A 14,520-nucleotide genomic window follows, 5' to 3' on the forward strand; every position below is an offset into this window, starting at 1 on the left:
TGCAACGCTAATTATAACTCAGCGCGACGGCCGTTGCAACAGACATTATAACCCGCGTCAGCCGGCCTGCAGCAGCCGGTCCATCAGCCGGTCCGCCGCTTCCGGGATGACCGTGCCGGGCGGGAAGATTTCGGTGGCGCCTGCCTGCCGGACTGCATCATAATCCTGTGGTGGGATGACGCCGCCGGCGACGATCAGCATATCGTCGCGGCCGAGCTTCTTCAGCGCATGCTTGAGTTCGGGAATGAGCGTCAAATGGCCGGCCGCCAGCGACGAGGCGCCGACGATGTGCACGTCATGCTCGACCGCGAGCTTGGCGATCTCGTCCGGCGTCTGGAACATCGGCCCGACGGTAACGTCGAAGCCGAGGTCGGCAAAGGCGGTGGCGATCACTTTCTGGCCGCGATCATGGCCGTCCTGGCCCATCTTGGCGACCAGAATGCGCGGCTTGCCGCCGGACTTTTCCTCGAACGCTACGATCTTGTCCTGCAGCCGGTCGACCACCGGATTGTCACCGAGTGCCTTGCGATAGACGCCGGAGATCGTCTGCACCGAGGCGACATGGCGGCCGAAGACCTTTTCCAGCGCCAGCGAAATCTCGCCGACCGTGGCATTGGCGCGTGCGGCCCGGATTGCGAATTCCAGCAGGTTTTTGTTACTCCCAGCAGCACGGGTCAGCGCATCGAGCGCGCTCTCGACGGCGGCGACGTCACGCGTGCCTTTCAGCCGTTGCAGCTTCGACAATTGCCGCGCTCTGACTTCGGCATTGTCGATCTTCAGCACGTCGACATCGATGTCCGTCCCAGGCTGGTGGGCGTTGACGCCGACCACGATCTGTTCGCCGGAATCGATCCGCGCCTGGGTGCGGGCGGCAGCCTCTTCGATGCGCAGCTTCGGTATGCCTTTTTCGATCGCCGCGGTCATGCCGCCGAGGCTCTCCACCTCCTCGATATGGGCAAGCGCGCGCGCCGCCAGATCATGCGTCAGCCGTTCGAGATAGGCAGAGCCGCCCCACGGGTCGATAATCCGCGTCGTGCCGGATTCCTTCTGCAGGATGAGCTGCGTGTTGCGGGCGATGCGGGCCGAATGGTCGGTGGGCAGCGCCATTGCCTCGTCGAAGGAATTGGTGTGCAGCGACTGCGTGTGGCCCTGCGTCGCCGCCATCGCCTCGAGCATGGTGCGCATGATGTTGTTGTAGGGGTCCTGCGCCGTCAGCGACCAGCCCGAAGTCTGGCAATGGGTGCGCAGCGACAGCGAGCGCTCGTCCTTCGGCGAAAAATTCTTCAGCATCAGGCTCGACCACAAAAGGCGCGCTGCTCTCAGCTTGGCGACTTCCATGAAGAAGTTCATGCCGATCGCCCAGAAGAACGAAAGGCGCGGCGCGAAACGGTCGATGTCGAGGCCGGCCGCGATGCCGGCGCGGGCATATTCGATACCATCGGCGATCGTGTAGGCGAGTTCGAGATCCGCCGTCGCACCTGCCTCCTGCATGTGGTAGCCGGAGATCGAGATCGAATTGAACTTCGGCATATGCTTCGACGTGTAGGAAAAAATGTCCGACACGATCCGCATCGAAGGTTTTGGCGGATAGATGTACGTATTGCGCACCATGAACTCTTTCAGAATGTCGTTCTGAATGGTCCCGGTGAGATCCTTCTGCGCGACGCCCTGTTCCTCCGCCGCCACGATATAGAGCGCCATGATCGGCAGCACCGCGCCGTTCATCGTCATGGATACCGTCATCTCATCCAGCGGGATGCCGTCGAACAGCTGGCGCATGTCGAGAATGGAATCGATGGCGACGCCGGCCATGCCGACATCGCCGGCGACGCGTGGATGATCGCTGTCATAACCACGATGCGTGGCGAGATCGAAGGCGACCGACAGACCCTTCTGGCCGGCGGCAAGGTTGCGCCGGTAGAAGGCGTTGGATTCCTCGGCCGTCGAGAAGCCGGCATATTGCCGGATTGTCCAGGCTTGCTGGACATACATCGTCGGGTAGGGTCCACGCACGAAGGGCGGCAGGCCGGGATACGTGTCGAGATGCGGCAATCCCTTGAGATCGCCCTGGTTGTATAGATGCTTGACGGCGATGCCTTCCGGCGTCATCCGCTGGCCTTTGATCTCGACCGGCGCCAGACGTGGGGGCGACCAGCCGATCTGGCTGAAATCCGGGATCATGGTGCGGCTCCGATCGCCTGATCGATGCGGATCGGAAACAGCGGCTCGCACACCGCAACGCCTCCGGTGAACGCTGGCCGCCGCTCCGCCGCCAGCGTCTCGACCGGACGCTCGGTTTTCGACGGGTGCAGCGTCGTGCCGACGATCGCCCGCTCGCCCGCCTGGTAGGCAGTGTTGCGGCGGGCGGAAGCTGCCTGGACGCGTTTCTGGATATGGCCCTGCTCGAGGCTGGACAGCACGCCGCCTTCCGCCTCGATCTGCTGGAACTCTTGCCAGGCCGCCGCGCAGAGCTCCGAAGTCAGCGCCTCGACGGCGCCCGAACCGCAAGCCGGATCGGCGACGTGGCCGATGTGGCTTTCATTGGCCATGATCAGTTGTGCGTTGCGGGCAACGCGGCGGGCAAAACCCGCCGGCAGACCGTGCGCGATGGTGTGCGGCAGGATGGCGATCGAATCCGCCCCGCCGGCTGCCGCGGCAAAAGCGGCGATGGTGGTACGCAGAATGTTGGTTTCCGGGTCGGCCGCCGTCATCATCCGGAAGGAGGTTTCGGCATGGATGCTGGCGGTGGAGGGCGGTATCGAACAGGCCTCCTGGACACGCGCCCACAGTCCGCGCAACGCCCTGACCTTGGCCATCGACACGAACTGGTCCTGATCGACGCTCAGCGCAAAACCGATATGCGGCGCCGCATAGACGAGCGGCTGGCGCGCCTTCTCGAACAGCCTCAAATAGGAGACCGCCGAGGCGAGCATGGTGCCAAGCTCCTGCGCCTCGGTTGCGCCGGCATTGTGGAACACCCGCCCGTCGGCTTCCAGCAGGACGCCGGGCACGCCCATCGAAAAGAAATGCGCGAGCGACTGCGGCATCGAAGCCTGCAAAGCCTCGATCGACATGCGCAGCCTGCCGGTCCCGGCAAATATCGCCGCCGGATCGATGCCGAAGGAGAGGTTGAGCTTTGCCGGGTCGGAACGGCGCTTGGTCAAAAACGCCACCAGCCAATCGGCCACGGCGCGGCTCCAGGGATGGGCGTCGATGCGAATCTGGATGCGGTTGAGCGGCACGCCGTCGAGCACGGTCTCCAGCGCCTCCGCCGTTCTCGGCAAGCCATAGCCGAACGCGTTGGGCGCACCTTCGAAGACGAGCGACAGTCCGGTAGCACCCTGCGCGACGTCTTCCTGCGCCTGCGCCCTGGCGCGGTCTATGTCCGGATCGTCGACACGCTGGCTGACGATCCACGGTGATCTCGGGTTGGCGCGCACCACGGGCTCCGCCGTGACCGAAGGCTCGTAGAGCGGCTCGATGCGGATGGCGTCGTCCGTATGCGAGACGAGCTTTTCCTCGAAGGAGCCGCCGGCCAGCGCCTTCTCCGCCAGCGCCAGCCATCGTTGCCGGTCGGCGTTCGGAATTTCGGCATCGTGGGTCAAGGCACCGGCGCCCATCCGTTCTCCTCGTTCTAGCGGCCGCATCAGCCTATGATGTCAGTCTACGGTCCCCGGTCCCATATCACAATGCAGCACACTTCCCGTGCAACACGCCTTCCGTGACGGTGACCGTCAACCGATTGCCAAATATGGGCAGCTTCCGCAAGCTCCAAAAGCCATTTTCGACGATGCCCATTGTCGCTCCGCAACGGCCTCACTATACCTGCGGCAGGGTTCCCTTTTCTTCAAGGGATCAGGGCTTTCAACCCTATAGGTTTGCGGAGACCGGACACATGGCTGACGACACCAGTATCTTCATAGGAGCCAGCCGCAAGCCGGACGACAGCTATCAGCGGCCCGAACAGCTTTTGCTGCAATATGGAAATCGTCACGGCCTGATCACCGGCGCGACCGGCACCGGCAAGACGGTGACCCTGCAGATATTGGCCGAGGGTTTTTCCAACGCCGGCGTGCCGGTGTTCTGCGCCGACATCAAGGGCGACCTGTCGGGCATCGCCATGATGGGCACGGCGCAGGATTTTCTGGTCAAGCGGGCCGAGCAGGTCAAGCTCGATCCTTACGAATTCCAGGAATTCCCGGTCATCTTCTGGGATCTCTTCGGCGAGCAGGGCCACCCGATCCGCGCCACCATCTCGGAGATGGGGCCGCTGCTTCTGTCGCGGCTGATGAACCTCTCCGAGGCGCAGGAAGGCATCATGAACATCGCCTTCCGCATCGCCGACGATGAAGGCCTTTTGCTTCTCGACATGAAGGACCTGCAGTCACTGCTCGCCAACATCGCCGATCGCGCCGAAGAGATCGGCGCTCGCTACGGCAATGTGACGAAGCCTTCGGTCGGTGCGATCCAGCGCACGCTGCTGGTTCTGGAGCAACAGGGAGCGACCAATTTCTTCGGCGAGCCGGCGTTGCGGATCGCCGACATCATGCGCACCACGCGCGACGGACGCGGCGCCATCAGCGTGCTCGCCGCCGACAAGTTGATGATGAATCCCCGGCTTTATGCGACGTTCCTTCTGTGGCTGATGTCGGAGCTGTTCGAGGAACTGCCCGAGGTCGGCGACCCGGACAAGCCGAAGCTTGTCTTTTTCTTCGACGAGACGCACCTTCTGTTCGACGACGCGCCGAAGGTGCTGATCGACCGCGTCGAGCAGGTGGTCCGGCTGATCCGTTCGAAGGGCGTCGGCGTCTATTTCGTCACGCAAAATCCGCTGGATATCCCTGAAACGGTTCTGGCCCAGCTCGGCAACCGGGTGCAGCACGCACTTCGCGCCTATACGCCGCGCGAACAGAAGGCAGTAAGGACAGCCGCCGAGACCTTCAGGCCCAATCCCGACTTCGACTGCGCAACCGTGATCACCCAGCTCGGCACCGGCGAGGCGCTGGTCTCGACGCTGGAAGCCAAGGGCGTGCCGTCCATGGTGCAGCGGACGCTGATCCGCCCGCCATCGTCGCGGCTTGGCCCGATCACGCCCGACGAGCGCCGCAAGCTGATCGCCGAAAGCCCGGTTGCCGGACAGTACGACCAGACCATAGACCGCGAATCGGCTTTCGAGATCCTGCAGAAAAAGGCCAAGGACGCCCAGGAGGCGCAGGCGCAGCAACAGGACAGCGGCCGCTCGCGCTGGACCATTCCCGGCTTCGGCAATGACGATTCCCAGCCAGCCGGCGGCCGCCGCGCGCCGCGGCAGTCCAACCGCCAGACGGTGGCGGAGGCGGCAATCAAATCCGTCGTGCGCTCGGTCGGCTCGTCGGTCGGACGAGCGATCGTCCGCGGGATTCTGGGGAGCTTGTCCAGAGGGCGGTAAACAGCGTCGGACCCAAGGGCCGGCGTCGGCGTTGGCAAATTCTGTCTTAGGCATCAAGCGCCGGCAGCCAAATTTGGAGGGCAACGGACGGCGGCAATGCTGCCCAAGAGCGGACATTGAACAGGCTCGAGATATTTGCCCGTCGGCGACTTCGAGTCCGGCGCCGCAGATAGCGCCTCCTGGTCTTGCCAGTCCCCTTGTGTGTGACTGGAACAGCGCTATCGCCTCGGTTTTGCTTGGCGGGGGCAAGCATCTGCTCGCCCCGGCCACTTGCAAGAACATCGATCGACGCCGCCGGCTCAGTCCGCGCCGCTGAGTTCGTCGGTAAGCACGCGTTCGTTGGGATCGATCGGACCCAAGTTCTTCACGACCCTGAATCGACCGCCCTGTGCCTGCGCGATGTACATGCTCATGCGAACATGGTGCTGGCCGGGGACCATTTCGGCTGGGCCACCCGGTCCCTCGCTGATCCGGGCGTGATCGAGCGCCCGGATGACCGCGTCGCGCTCGACCGTGCCGGCTTCGTTCACCGCCGCTTCCCACATTTTGATCGCCCGGTAGTGGCCGGTGCACCCGCTGCCCGCGGTCAACATCGCGCTGCCGGGAAATCGGTCCTGGTAGCGGCGCAAGAGCGCGCGGCCAAACGGATCCTCGAGTTCCTGATAATAGTCGAGGCAGCTGTAGAGGCCCTCGATCTGCTCGGACGGCACGAGATTGAAGAAGTTCTCATCGAAGTAGGTGCAGATGATCTTGCCGCCCCGCTTGCCGAAGCCGGCCTTGTGCAACTCGTCGAGGAACGGCGTCAAGCCCGGCGGAACGAGGGTGTTGAATACCACCTCGGCGCCGCTCGCCATGATCTGCTCAACCGTCCGCCGGAAGTCGATGGTATCGAGCGGGAAATACTCCTCGCCGACGATCTTGCCGCCGTTGGCGCGCACCACCCGGCTCGCCGCCTTGTTCAGCAAATGAGGCCAGATGTAGTCGGCAGAAGGCAGGTAGAACTTCTTCGCCCCGGTGCTCTTCATGAACCAAGGGATCAGCGGCTCGACCTGCTGCGCGGGCACTGGACCCGTGCAGAAGATCAGGGGATCGTTTTCCTGTCCCTCGTACTGCTCGGTGTAGATGTAGAGCCTCCTGCCGCGTGCGACCGCCTCGCTCTTGATGGCTTGGCGGGTCGAGCTGTAGATGCCGCCGACGACCAGATCGACTTTGTCGACGTCTATCAGTTTCGCAGTCTTCGCCTTGGCGACGCTGTCGGTGGTCTCGCCGTCCTCGATGACGACCTTCACCGGTCGGCCCAGGAGGCCGCCCTCGGTGTTGATGTCGTCGACGAGCATGGTCGTGAGGTTTGCGTTGGCGATGCCCATGAAGGACAACGGGCCGGTGAGTTCGGCGACAAGGCCGATCTTGATGGGTTTCTTGTCCATCTCATTTCTCCGATCTTGGGGTTTCGTGGGGCGCGCCGCCGCCGGTGGCAGGCGGCGCGAAGTGCACGTCAGGCCTCATAGTGGCCGAGCAGCATCGCCGCCTGCGGCTTGCCGACGTGGCCGGCTTCCTGCAGGATCGCCGGCACTTCGGGGTCCGACACGAAGTTCTTCCAGCCCTCGGCGTCCCAGTCGAAGATCGCCCACACGCGGTCGGGCTCGCTGGGGTCGCGGAACACGGTTGCGCCGTTCGAACCGTGCAGCCGGCGCTTGTCGGCGCCCTTGGTCGAAAAGATACGGATGAAGCGGTCGACATCCGCCACCTTGGTCGTTGCGAGAAGCATCTGATTTTCCTCCTGTCGGTCGCGGCCACCATTGGTCCGTCGACAGGATCACGATGCGCGCCTCGGAGCAGGCGCACATGGGGAGGATTCCCTATGCCTGTGTCTCGCCCGGCCGGACAAGGCCATGCTCGACCGCATAGAGTGCCGCGGCGGCGCGGGTGGTCACACCAATCTTGGAATAGACGCTCTGGATATGATGGTCCGCGGTCTTGGGCGAGATATCCAGCTTCCGCGCCGCTTCCTTCGCCGTAAGGCCGGCGGCGATCAGGCGCAACACCTCGATCTCACGCGGCGTCATTCCGGCCAGCGGCCGGTGCGGCGCGCGGCGCGACGGCTGCCCGGCGAACGACAGCACGGCCTCGGCGGCGTCGGGGCAGATACAGCCCTCACGAACGGCGGCGCGCAACTGGGTTGCCGCCGCCTCGCTGGACAGTGCCCTGCGGTGAGGACGTTCCTCTCGGGACGTCTGGAATGCTTCGGCAGCGGCCAGGATCCTCGCCGCCGGGGACAGATCGGAGCCGCCGACCTTGCGATGATAGCCAGAGCCGTCCAGGCGTTCGTGATGGCGCAGGACGAGCGCGGCCATCGCCTCGCCCTCGCGGCCGAACGAGACCAGGGCCCGCTCGCCGTAATAGGCGTGCAGCTGGGCTGCGTCGCGCTCACGGACCGACAGCGGACCATTGCGCATCCAGGTCGCCACCGGCACCACGAGCTCGCCAATGTCGTGGATGCAACCCGACCAGCGCAGCGCACGGAGGTCGGCGGCGGGCAGCTTCATCTGTCCACCCGCTCCCTCAGCCAGTTCCGCCACCATCCGTGAATGGCCGTAGGTAAGTGGCATGCGCATGTCGATCATATCGGCGATGGCGAGGAACGCCTCGTCGCAGGCTGCCTCGTCCAGCGTCACCGGCGGATCGGGCTCGAGCGCGAGGATCGTCTCGCGGTCGACCGTCGCGCCGATGCCTTCCATCAGCGCCGACGCGTTGGCCGAGACGAGCCGTGCCAGATCCGCTTCGTATGGGCCGTCGGCGCGGCTGGCGATGATTTCGGCCATTCCTTCGATACCGACGGCATCGCTGAGCGCAATGGCGTCCTGCGCCAACGTGATCAGGCGCACGGCCGGCAGGACATCTGCGCCGCTCAGCCCACGCGGCAGACCCTTGCCGTCCCAGCGTTCGTATATCTGTCCAAGATTGCGCCGCATCTCCTCGGACAGGCCCAGCCGCTCGCCGATCCGCTGCGCGACCTCGCAATGCGCGGTCAGGACAGGGCGGCTCACCGCGACCGCCTGCGATAGCCCGGCCTCGATCGCCTTTGCCTGCGCGGCGGGCTCGAGATCGTAGTAGAACCGCTTGAAAGCCTGTACGAAGACTCTGCCCAGTTCCGCACGGTTGCCCATGTCGAGACCGACGAGATCCTGGCGGAGCGCGATTTCGTCGCCGAAGGCGGCCGCCATGAGATCCGTGTCGGCGTTGCAGCCGACATAGCGGAGCATCGACTGGTGGTAGGCGTTGCGCCGATCCTGCTCGGAAACTCCCGCAAGATCGGCGATCCGCATCGCAAGCACGCAGGATTTCAGCGCGAAGTCGCGAGAATGGCCTGTGGCAAGGTCCGACGCATAGGCGAGGACCATCATGAAGTCCGCCCGGCGGATCGAGACGTTTGTCATCGCCCACCTCCCGGTGAGCATGTTAATCCCGCGTGCCGTTAATACCTAAGGGAAAGATTTTACGCCCGATGCGCTGTCCCGCGAGAAAACTTCCGCTTCGGTGACATGAGCTGTCACTGGTGGCGTCTGCACACAGCGCGGCAAAATCCGCTGCTCGGCGTAAGCATCGGACCTGAAGGCGGGCACCGGTACGGGCACGCCGACGCGCAGCAAAACCAGCGGGAGCGAGGAAGATCCCGCCCCAGTGCTTTCGACCAGCTCAGAAGATCGAGTTCGTTACCGCTTTTATCGGGCCGAGCAGGATCGATCCTTCCGGCACGCCAGCGTCGATCGGAATGGCTTTGCGGTTTGCTGTCGCCACCATCGGCTGGCCGATATCGGCCGTCACCACGACCGGGGTCTTGTTCGGCACACGATCGTAGAGATCGATAATGTCTTGGTTCATCAGGCGCACGCAGCCCGACGACACCGACTTGCCGATCGACCGCCATTCCGGCGAACCGTGCAAGCGGTAGAGCGTGTCCTGGTTGCCCTGGAAGAGATAGAGCGCCCGCGCGCCGAGCGGGTTCTTGAGTCCGCCGGGCATGCCGCCATTATCGGCGCTGTACGGTTTTAGTTCGGGCTGCCGGGTGACCATTTCGTCCGGCGGCGTCCATTTCGGCCATTTCTGCTTCCATTGGACCACGGCATCGCCCGACCATTCGAAGCCGGCGCGGCCGAGGCCGACACCATAGCGGATCGCCTGGCCGCCCGGGCGCACCAGGTAGAGGAAGTGATTGGTGGTGTCGACGACGACGGTGCCCGGCTGCTGCCCGGTCGGATCGTCCACGATCTGGCGCAGGAACTGCGGGTCGATCTTGTCGACCGGTATGGCCGGCAGCTCGAAGCCGCCATCGGACATCGGCCCATACATCGTCACATACTCGCTGAGCGGCGGCTCGACATAGGTCGGCGGCGGTGGCTCGACCGGCTGTTGCGACAGCGTGGTGCAACTGGAGACCGCGACCGAGGCGGCGCCAAGCGCTGCTGCGTTGAGGAAACCGCGACGGCTAAGGCGCAGAGAGGACGATGGGGGTGTGAACATGATTGCCTTTTTTAAGTCTCAAATCGCAACAAAGCATGAATGCGCCCGGTTGCGCGGTTACCCGAGCAATGCCCGGCGCGATAGGCGGTTGCAATTCTGGCCGCAGGGTGGACAAACAAAGGCAAAGCTGTGGCTGGATCGTCACTGTTGCGCCGAGGCAACATGTCCGGCCGTCAAACCCCGGAGATCAGACCATCGAGGGACGGCAAGATCAGGGCCGGTGGAAAATCCCGGTATTCCTCAGGCTGGTTCGTGCGGTTGATCCACACCGTCCTGAAGCCGAATTTGGTGGCGCCGGCGACATCCCAGCGGTTGGAGGACTGGAAGGAGACCGCCCCCGGATAGAGACGCCAGCCCGTGGTGACCATGTCGTAGACCGACGGGTCGGTCTTGAAGCGCCTGACGCTGTCGACGGAATAGACGTCGTCCAGGACCTGGTCGAGCGCCGCGGACTTGACGGCCGCTTCCAGCATTTCAGGCGAACCATTGGACAGGATCGCCAGCCTTGCTCCCGATGCCTTGAGCGCCTTGAGCACGGCCGGTACCTCCGGATAGCAGTCCAGCCGCCAATAGGCCTCGAGCAGCTTCGCCTTCAGCCCGGCATCTGCGGATGGAACCTTGCGCAGGGCGAAATCGAGAGCCTGCTCGGTGAGCTGCCAGAAATCGGCATAGGCCCCCATCAGCGTGCGCACCCAGGAATATTCCAGCTGCTTGGCGCGCCAGATCTCGGACAGCAGCTGGCCGTCCGGTCCGATCTGGTCGGCGTGACGGCGCACGGCCGCATGCACGTCGAACAGCGTGCCGTAGGCGTCGAAAACGTAAGCCGCATGGTGCATGCAACAGTTTTGCGGCTGCGCAAGGCAAGGCGCAAGCGCTGATTGCAATTCGCCATCCCGCTGGCCTCAACAAATCTCGGCCATGCCGGTTGACGGCAGCCGCCAAGCATCTTCCAATGCGCCGTAAGAAGCATCGAACGGAACCTGGCAATGACACTGGCGACTGCGGCGCAATCCGCGACATGGACCTTCGTCGACGGCGACTGGTATGAGGGCAACGTCGCCATCCTCGGGCCGCGCAGCCACGCCATGTGGCTCGGCACCAGCGTGTTCGACGGCGCCCGCTGGTTCGAGGGCGTCGCCCCCGATCTCGACCGCCATGTAGCAAGGGTGAACGCCTCGGCGATCGCGCTTGGTCTGAAGCCGACGATGAGCACCGACAAGATCGTCGGCCTGACCTGGGACGGGCTGAAGAAGTTCGACGGCAAGACGGCGGTCTACATAAGGCCGATGTATTGGGCCGAGCATGGTGGCTATATGGGCGTGCCGGCCGACCCGGCCTCGACGCGTTTCTGCCTTTGCCTCTACGAATCGCCGATGATCTCGCCGGCGGGTTTTTCGGTGACGGTGTCGCCGTTCCGGCGCCCGACCATCGAAACCATGCCGACCAACGCCAAGGCCGGCTGCCTTTATCCCAACAACGGCCGTGCCATCCTTGAAGCCAAGATGCGCGGCTTCGACAATGCGCTCGTGCTCGACATGCTGGGCAATGTCGCCGAGACCGGAACCTCGAATATTTTCCTGGTCAAGGACGGCCATGTCCTGACGCCCGCGCCGAACGGTACCTTCCTGTCCGGCATCACCCGCGCGCGCACCATGGCCCTGCTTGGCGAATACGGGTTCACGACGACGGAAAAGACGCTGTCGATCCGCGATTTCCTGGAGGCGGACGAAATCTTCTCGACCGGAAACCATTCGAAAGTCGTGCCGGTCACCCGCATCGAGGGCCGCAATCTGCAGCCCGGACCGGTGGCCAAGAAGGCGCGCGAACTCTATTGGGAATGGGCGCATTCGACTTCGGCCAAGTGACCCGCTAAAAAGCGCACCGGCGCTTCGTTTCCGGAGTTGTTCCAGACCAATCCAGTCCTATGTTAGTCCGGTATCGACACCGGATTTTTCCACGAGGGAGTACGACCGATGGCTTTTGAATTGCCCGCCTTGCCCTATGACTACGAGGCCTTGCAGCCTTATATGTCCAAGGAAACGCTGGAGTATCATCACGACAAGCACCACAAGGCCTATGTCGACAACGGCAACAAGCTGGCTGCCGAAGCGGGCATGGGCGATTTGTCGGTCGAAGACGCCGTCAAACAGTCCTTCGGCAAGAATGCGGGGCTCTTCAACAATGCCGCCCAGCACTACAATCACATCCATTTCTGGAAATGGATGAAGAAGGGCGGCGGCGGCAACAAGCTGCCCGGCGCCTTGCAAAAGGCGGTCGACAGCGATCTTGGCGGCTACGACAAGTTCAAGGCCGACTTCATCGCCGCCGGAACCACCCAGTTCGGTTCGGGCTGGGCCTGGGTCTCGGTCAAGGACGGCAAGCTGGCGATCTCGAAGACGCCGAATGGCGAAAACCCGCTCGTCCATGGCGCGTCGCCGATCCTCGGCGTCGATGTCTGGGAACACTCCTATTACATCGACTATCGCAACGCCCGGCCGAAATATCTCGAAGCCTTTGTCGACAGTCTCATCAACTGGGACTACGTGCTCGAACTCTACGAAAAGGCCTGATCCGTTCCAGAAAAGCCCCGGCAGAACCGGGGCTTTTCTTTTTCAGCACAGAACGACAGTTGCAAAAATTCACGCAAGCGTGAGGCGAAGCGTCGGAATTTTTAAGCCATCCTTGCCGTTATCATCGGGGTGGGACCGTCCAGAATTGCCTTCAATATGGAGCCAAGCGAATGAGAAAGCTTATCCTCGCCATCTCGATGCTCGCCTTCGCCGGTTCGGCGGCGTTTGCCGAACCGGTCGCTGACCGGCAGGCCCTGATGAAGGAACGTGGCAAGATCGCCGCCGGATTGTCGAAAGTGGTCAAGGGCGAGACGCCTTACGACGCCGCTTCCGTGCTGACGGCGTTGCAGGCGCTGCAGGCCAATGCCGAGAAATTCCATGCCGGCGTCGACACGCTTTTCCCGGCGGGCAGCGACACCGGCGACACCGCGGCTTCCCCCAAAATATGGGAAGACATGGCCGGCTTCAAGACGGCCGAGGGCAAGTACCTCTCCGACGTCAAGGCAGCGGTCGCTGCGGCGCCTGCGGATGCCGATGCGTTGAAGGCACAATTCAACACAATTGGCGGCGACTGCGGCACCTGCCACAAGGGCTACAGGGTGAAAAAAGGCTGATCGCGGGCGATGCCCTTGCAGAAGAAACTCGTCGGCGCCGCCCTCGTTCTGGGCGGCGTCGTCGCGATTGCGGGCTGGTTCCTGTTGGCTCCGGCCAGGCTCGATGCTGCCACGCTGGCGCAGCTTGGCCCCGGCGACGCCGCCAAGGGCAAGCGCATCTTCTACGCCGGCGGCTGCACATCCTGTCATGCCAAGCCCGGCTCGCAAGGCGACGCCCGCCTTCAGCTGGTCGGCGGCCTCGAGCTCAAGACGCCGTTCGGCACCTTCGTGCCGCCGAACATCTCGCAGGACGCCAAGGACGGCATCGGCGCCTGGTCGGTCGACGACCTTGCCAACGCCATGCTGAAGGGCGTGTCGCCGTCGGGCGAGCATCTCTATCCGGCATTTCCCTATACTTCCTACGCGCGCATGAAGCCGGCCGACATTGCCGATCTCTATGCGTTCCTGAAGACATTGCCTGCGGTCGCCGGCAAGGCGCCCGCCAATTCGCTGGGGTTTCCGTTCAATGTCCGACGTGGCCTCGGTCTGTGGAAATTGCTCTATTTGAGCGAGCAGCCGGTCGTTTCCTTTCCCGACGGTACGCCCGATCCGGTGCTGGCAGGCCGCTATCTGGTCGAAGGCCCCGGTCATTGCGGCGAATGCCACACGCCGAGAGACTTTACCGGCGGCACCAAGAAGAGCCAGTGGCTGGCAGGCGCCGCCGCCGCCGAAGGCAGCGGCATCGTGCCGAACATCACGTCGGGCGAGGGCGGCATCGCGGACTGGTCGGAGGCCGACATCGCCAATTATCTCGAAACCGGCTTCACGCCGGATTTCGATTCCGTCGGCGGCGCGATGGTCGACGTGCAAAGGAACATGGCCGCGCTGACGCCAGAGGACCGAGCGGCGATCGCCGCCTATTTGAAGGCCGTGCCGCCGCATCCCAACGGCTATCCGGCGCGCAAGAAGCCGGCGAGCTGACGGCTGTTGGGTCAGCGGTCGCCGAGAAAGTCGAAGCCGGTTTCGAAGAAGTGATTGTAGTCGCAGGTCATTTCCTCGCCTGGCGCAATGTCGCGCAAGGCATAGGTCTCCTCAGGCTGCGAGACGTCGCAATTCGGATCGTCGGCATGGTTCATGTAGCGCGCATCGTCGGCTTCGAAGACGATGTAGTTCGGGTCGCGCCGGTCCGGGTAGGCGTAGCGGTCGAGATAGGTTCTGACCGGCCCGGTTTCCTGCTCGTAGTTCTCCACTTCGATGCGCCGGTCGTATTTGGGATCGAGCTTCCAGACCAGCGTGCCGCGGGCAATGTGGTTCTTGGCAAAGACGCCGATGCCCTGGATGGGCGATTTGTCGAGATAGACATCGACGAGCAACATGGCAAATCCCTTGGTGATTGGGGGTTGGCGGC

Annotated in this window: 13 protein-coding genes; 5 read left to right on the plus strand and 8 right to left on the minus strand. The window is 63.5% G+C overall.

Annotated elements, in window-relative coordinates; genetic code table 11:
• Window positions 1-57: 57 nt before the first annotated feature.
• Together scpA and NKJ94_RS13695 are read right to left on the minus strand one after the other, a co-directional pair.
• Entirely contained in the window at window positions 58-2,181 is a 2,124-nt protein-coding gene (gene scpA / locus NKJ94_RS13690) for a methylmalonyl-CoA mutase (RefSeq protein ID WP_352525629.1), read from the minus strand.
• The gene (locus NKJ94_RS13695) at window positions 2,178-3,620 is read right to left on the minus strand and encodes a methylmalonyl-CoA mutase subunit beta (RefSeq protein WP_352525630.1); all 1,443 of its coding nucleotides are present in this window, start codon (window positions 3,618-3,620) and stop codon (window positions 2,178-2,180) included. Before NKJ94_RS13695 ends, scpA begins: the two co-directional genes overlap by 4 nt.
• 275 nt (window positions 3,621-3,895) lie before the next feature.
• Between NKJ94_RS13695 and NKJ94_RS13700 the strand changes: the two genes are divergently transcribed.
• The gene (locus tag NKJ94_RS13700; RefSeq protein WP_352525632.1) at window positions 3,896-5,428 is read left to right on the plus strand and encodes a helicase HerA-like C-terminal domain-containing protein; all 1,533 of its coding nucleotides are present in this window, start codon (window positions 3,896-3,898) and stop codon (window positions 5,426-5,428) included.
• A 299-nt stretch (window positions 5,429-5,727) separates the two neighbouring features.
• Here the strand turns inward: NKJ94_RS13700 and NKJ94_RS13705 are convergent, their stop codons facing one another.
• From NKJ94_RS13705 to NKJ94_RS13725, 5 genes are all read right to left on the minus strand, one after another.
• Window positions 5,728-6,855: a substrate-binding protein gene (locus tag NKJ94_RS13705; protein ID WP_352525633.1), complete on the minus strand. Its 1,128-nt coding sequence runs from the start codon at window positions 6,853-6,855 to the stop codon at window positions 5,728-5,730.
• Between the two features lie 68 nt (window positions 6,856-6,923).
• Window positions 6,924-7,196 carry a hypothetical protein gene (locus NKJ94_RS13710; RefSeq protein WP_120018142.1) on the minus strand — a complete coding sequence of 91 codons (273 nt, stop codon included), beginning with the start codon at window positions 7,194-7,196 and terminating at the stop codon, window positions 6,924-6,926.
• A 91-nt stretch (window positions 7,197-7,287) separates the two neighbouring features.
• A complete protein-coding gene (locus tag NKJ94_RS13715) occupies window positions 7,288-8,865 on the minus strand; it encodes an HD domain-containing phosphohydrolase (protein ID WP_352525634.1) in 1,578 nt (525 codons plus the stop codon).
• A 259-nt stretch (window positions 8,866-9,124) separates the two neighbouring features.
• Window positions 9,125-9,949 carry a L,D-transpeptidase gene (locus NKJ94_RS13720; RefSeq protein WP_352525636.1) on the minus strand — a complete coding sequence of 275 codons (825 nt, stop codon included), beginning with the start codon at window positions 9,947-9,949 and terminating at the stop codon, window positions 9,125-9,127.
• A gap of 173 nt (window positions 9,950-10,122) precedes the next feature.
• Complete coding sequence (locus NKJ94_RS13725; protein WP_352525638.1) at window positions 10,123-10,785, minus strand: haloacid dehalogenase type II; 663 nt, start codon at window positions 10,783-10,785, stop codon at window positions 10,123-10,125.
• A gap of 150 nt (window positions 10,786-10,935) precedes the next feature.
• On the opposite strand from NKJ94_RS13725, the gene NKJ94_RS13730 reads away from it, so the two are divergent.
• The 4 genes from NKJ94_RS13730 to NKJ94_RS13745 all read left to right on the plus strand — a co-directional run bounded on the left by NKJ94_RS13730 (window position 10,936) and on the right by NKJ94_RS13745 (window position 14,093).
• Window positions 10,936-11,814, plus strand: coding sequence for a branched-chain amino acid aminotransferase (locus NKJ94_RS13730; RefSeq protein ID WP_352525639.1), 879 nt, complete (start codon window positions 10,936-10,938; stop codon window positions 11,812-11,814).
• Between the two features lie 108 nt (window positions 11,815-11,922).
• Complete coding sequence (locus NKJ94_RS13735) at window positions 11,923-12,519, plus strand: superoxide dismutase (protein WP_352525640.1); 597 nt, start codon at window positions 11,923-11,925, stop codon at window positions 12,517-12,519.
• A 170-nt stretch (window positions 12,520-12,689) separates the two neighbouring features.
• Complete coding sequence (locus NKJ94_RS13740) at window positions 12,690-13,133, plus strand: c-type cytochrome (RefSeq protein WP_352525642.1); 444 nt, start codon at window positions 12,690-12,692, stop codon at window positions 13,131-13,133.
• 9 nt (window positions 13,134-13,142) lie between these two features.
• Window positions 13,143-14,093: a cytochrome c gene (locus NKJ94_RS13745; protein WP_352525644.1), complete on the plus strand. Its 951-nt coding sequence runs from the start codon at window positions 13,143-13,145 to the stop codon at window positions 14,091-14,093.
• Between the two features lie 11 nt (window positions 14,094-14,104).
• Here NKJ94_RS13745 and NKJ94_RS13750 read toward each other — a convergent pair whose 3' ends face one another.
• Window positions 14,105-14,488 (minus strand): SET domain-containing protein, encoded by a 384-nt coding sequence (locus tag NKJ94_RS13750; RefSeq protein ID WP_352525645.1) that lies wholly within the window; start codon window positions 14,486-14,488, stop codon window positions 14,105-14,107.
• Window positions 14,489-14,520 lie beyond the last annotated feature (32 nt).

Source organism: Mesorhizobium sp. M0060 (assembly GCF_040323155.1).
GTDB lineage: Bacteria > Pseudomonadota > Alphaproteobacteria > Rhizobiales > Rhizobiaceae > Mesorhizobium.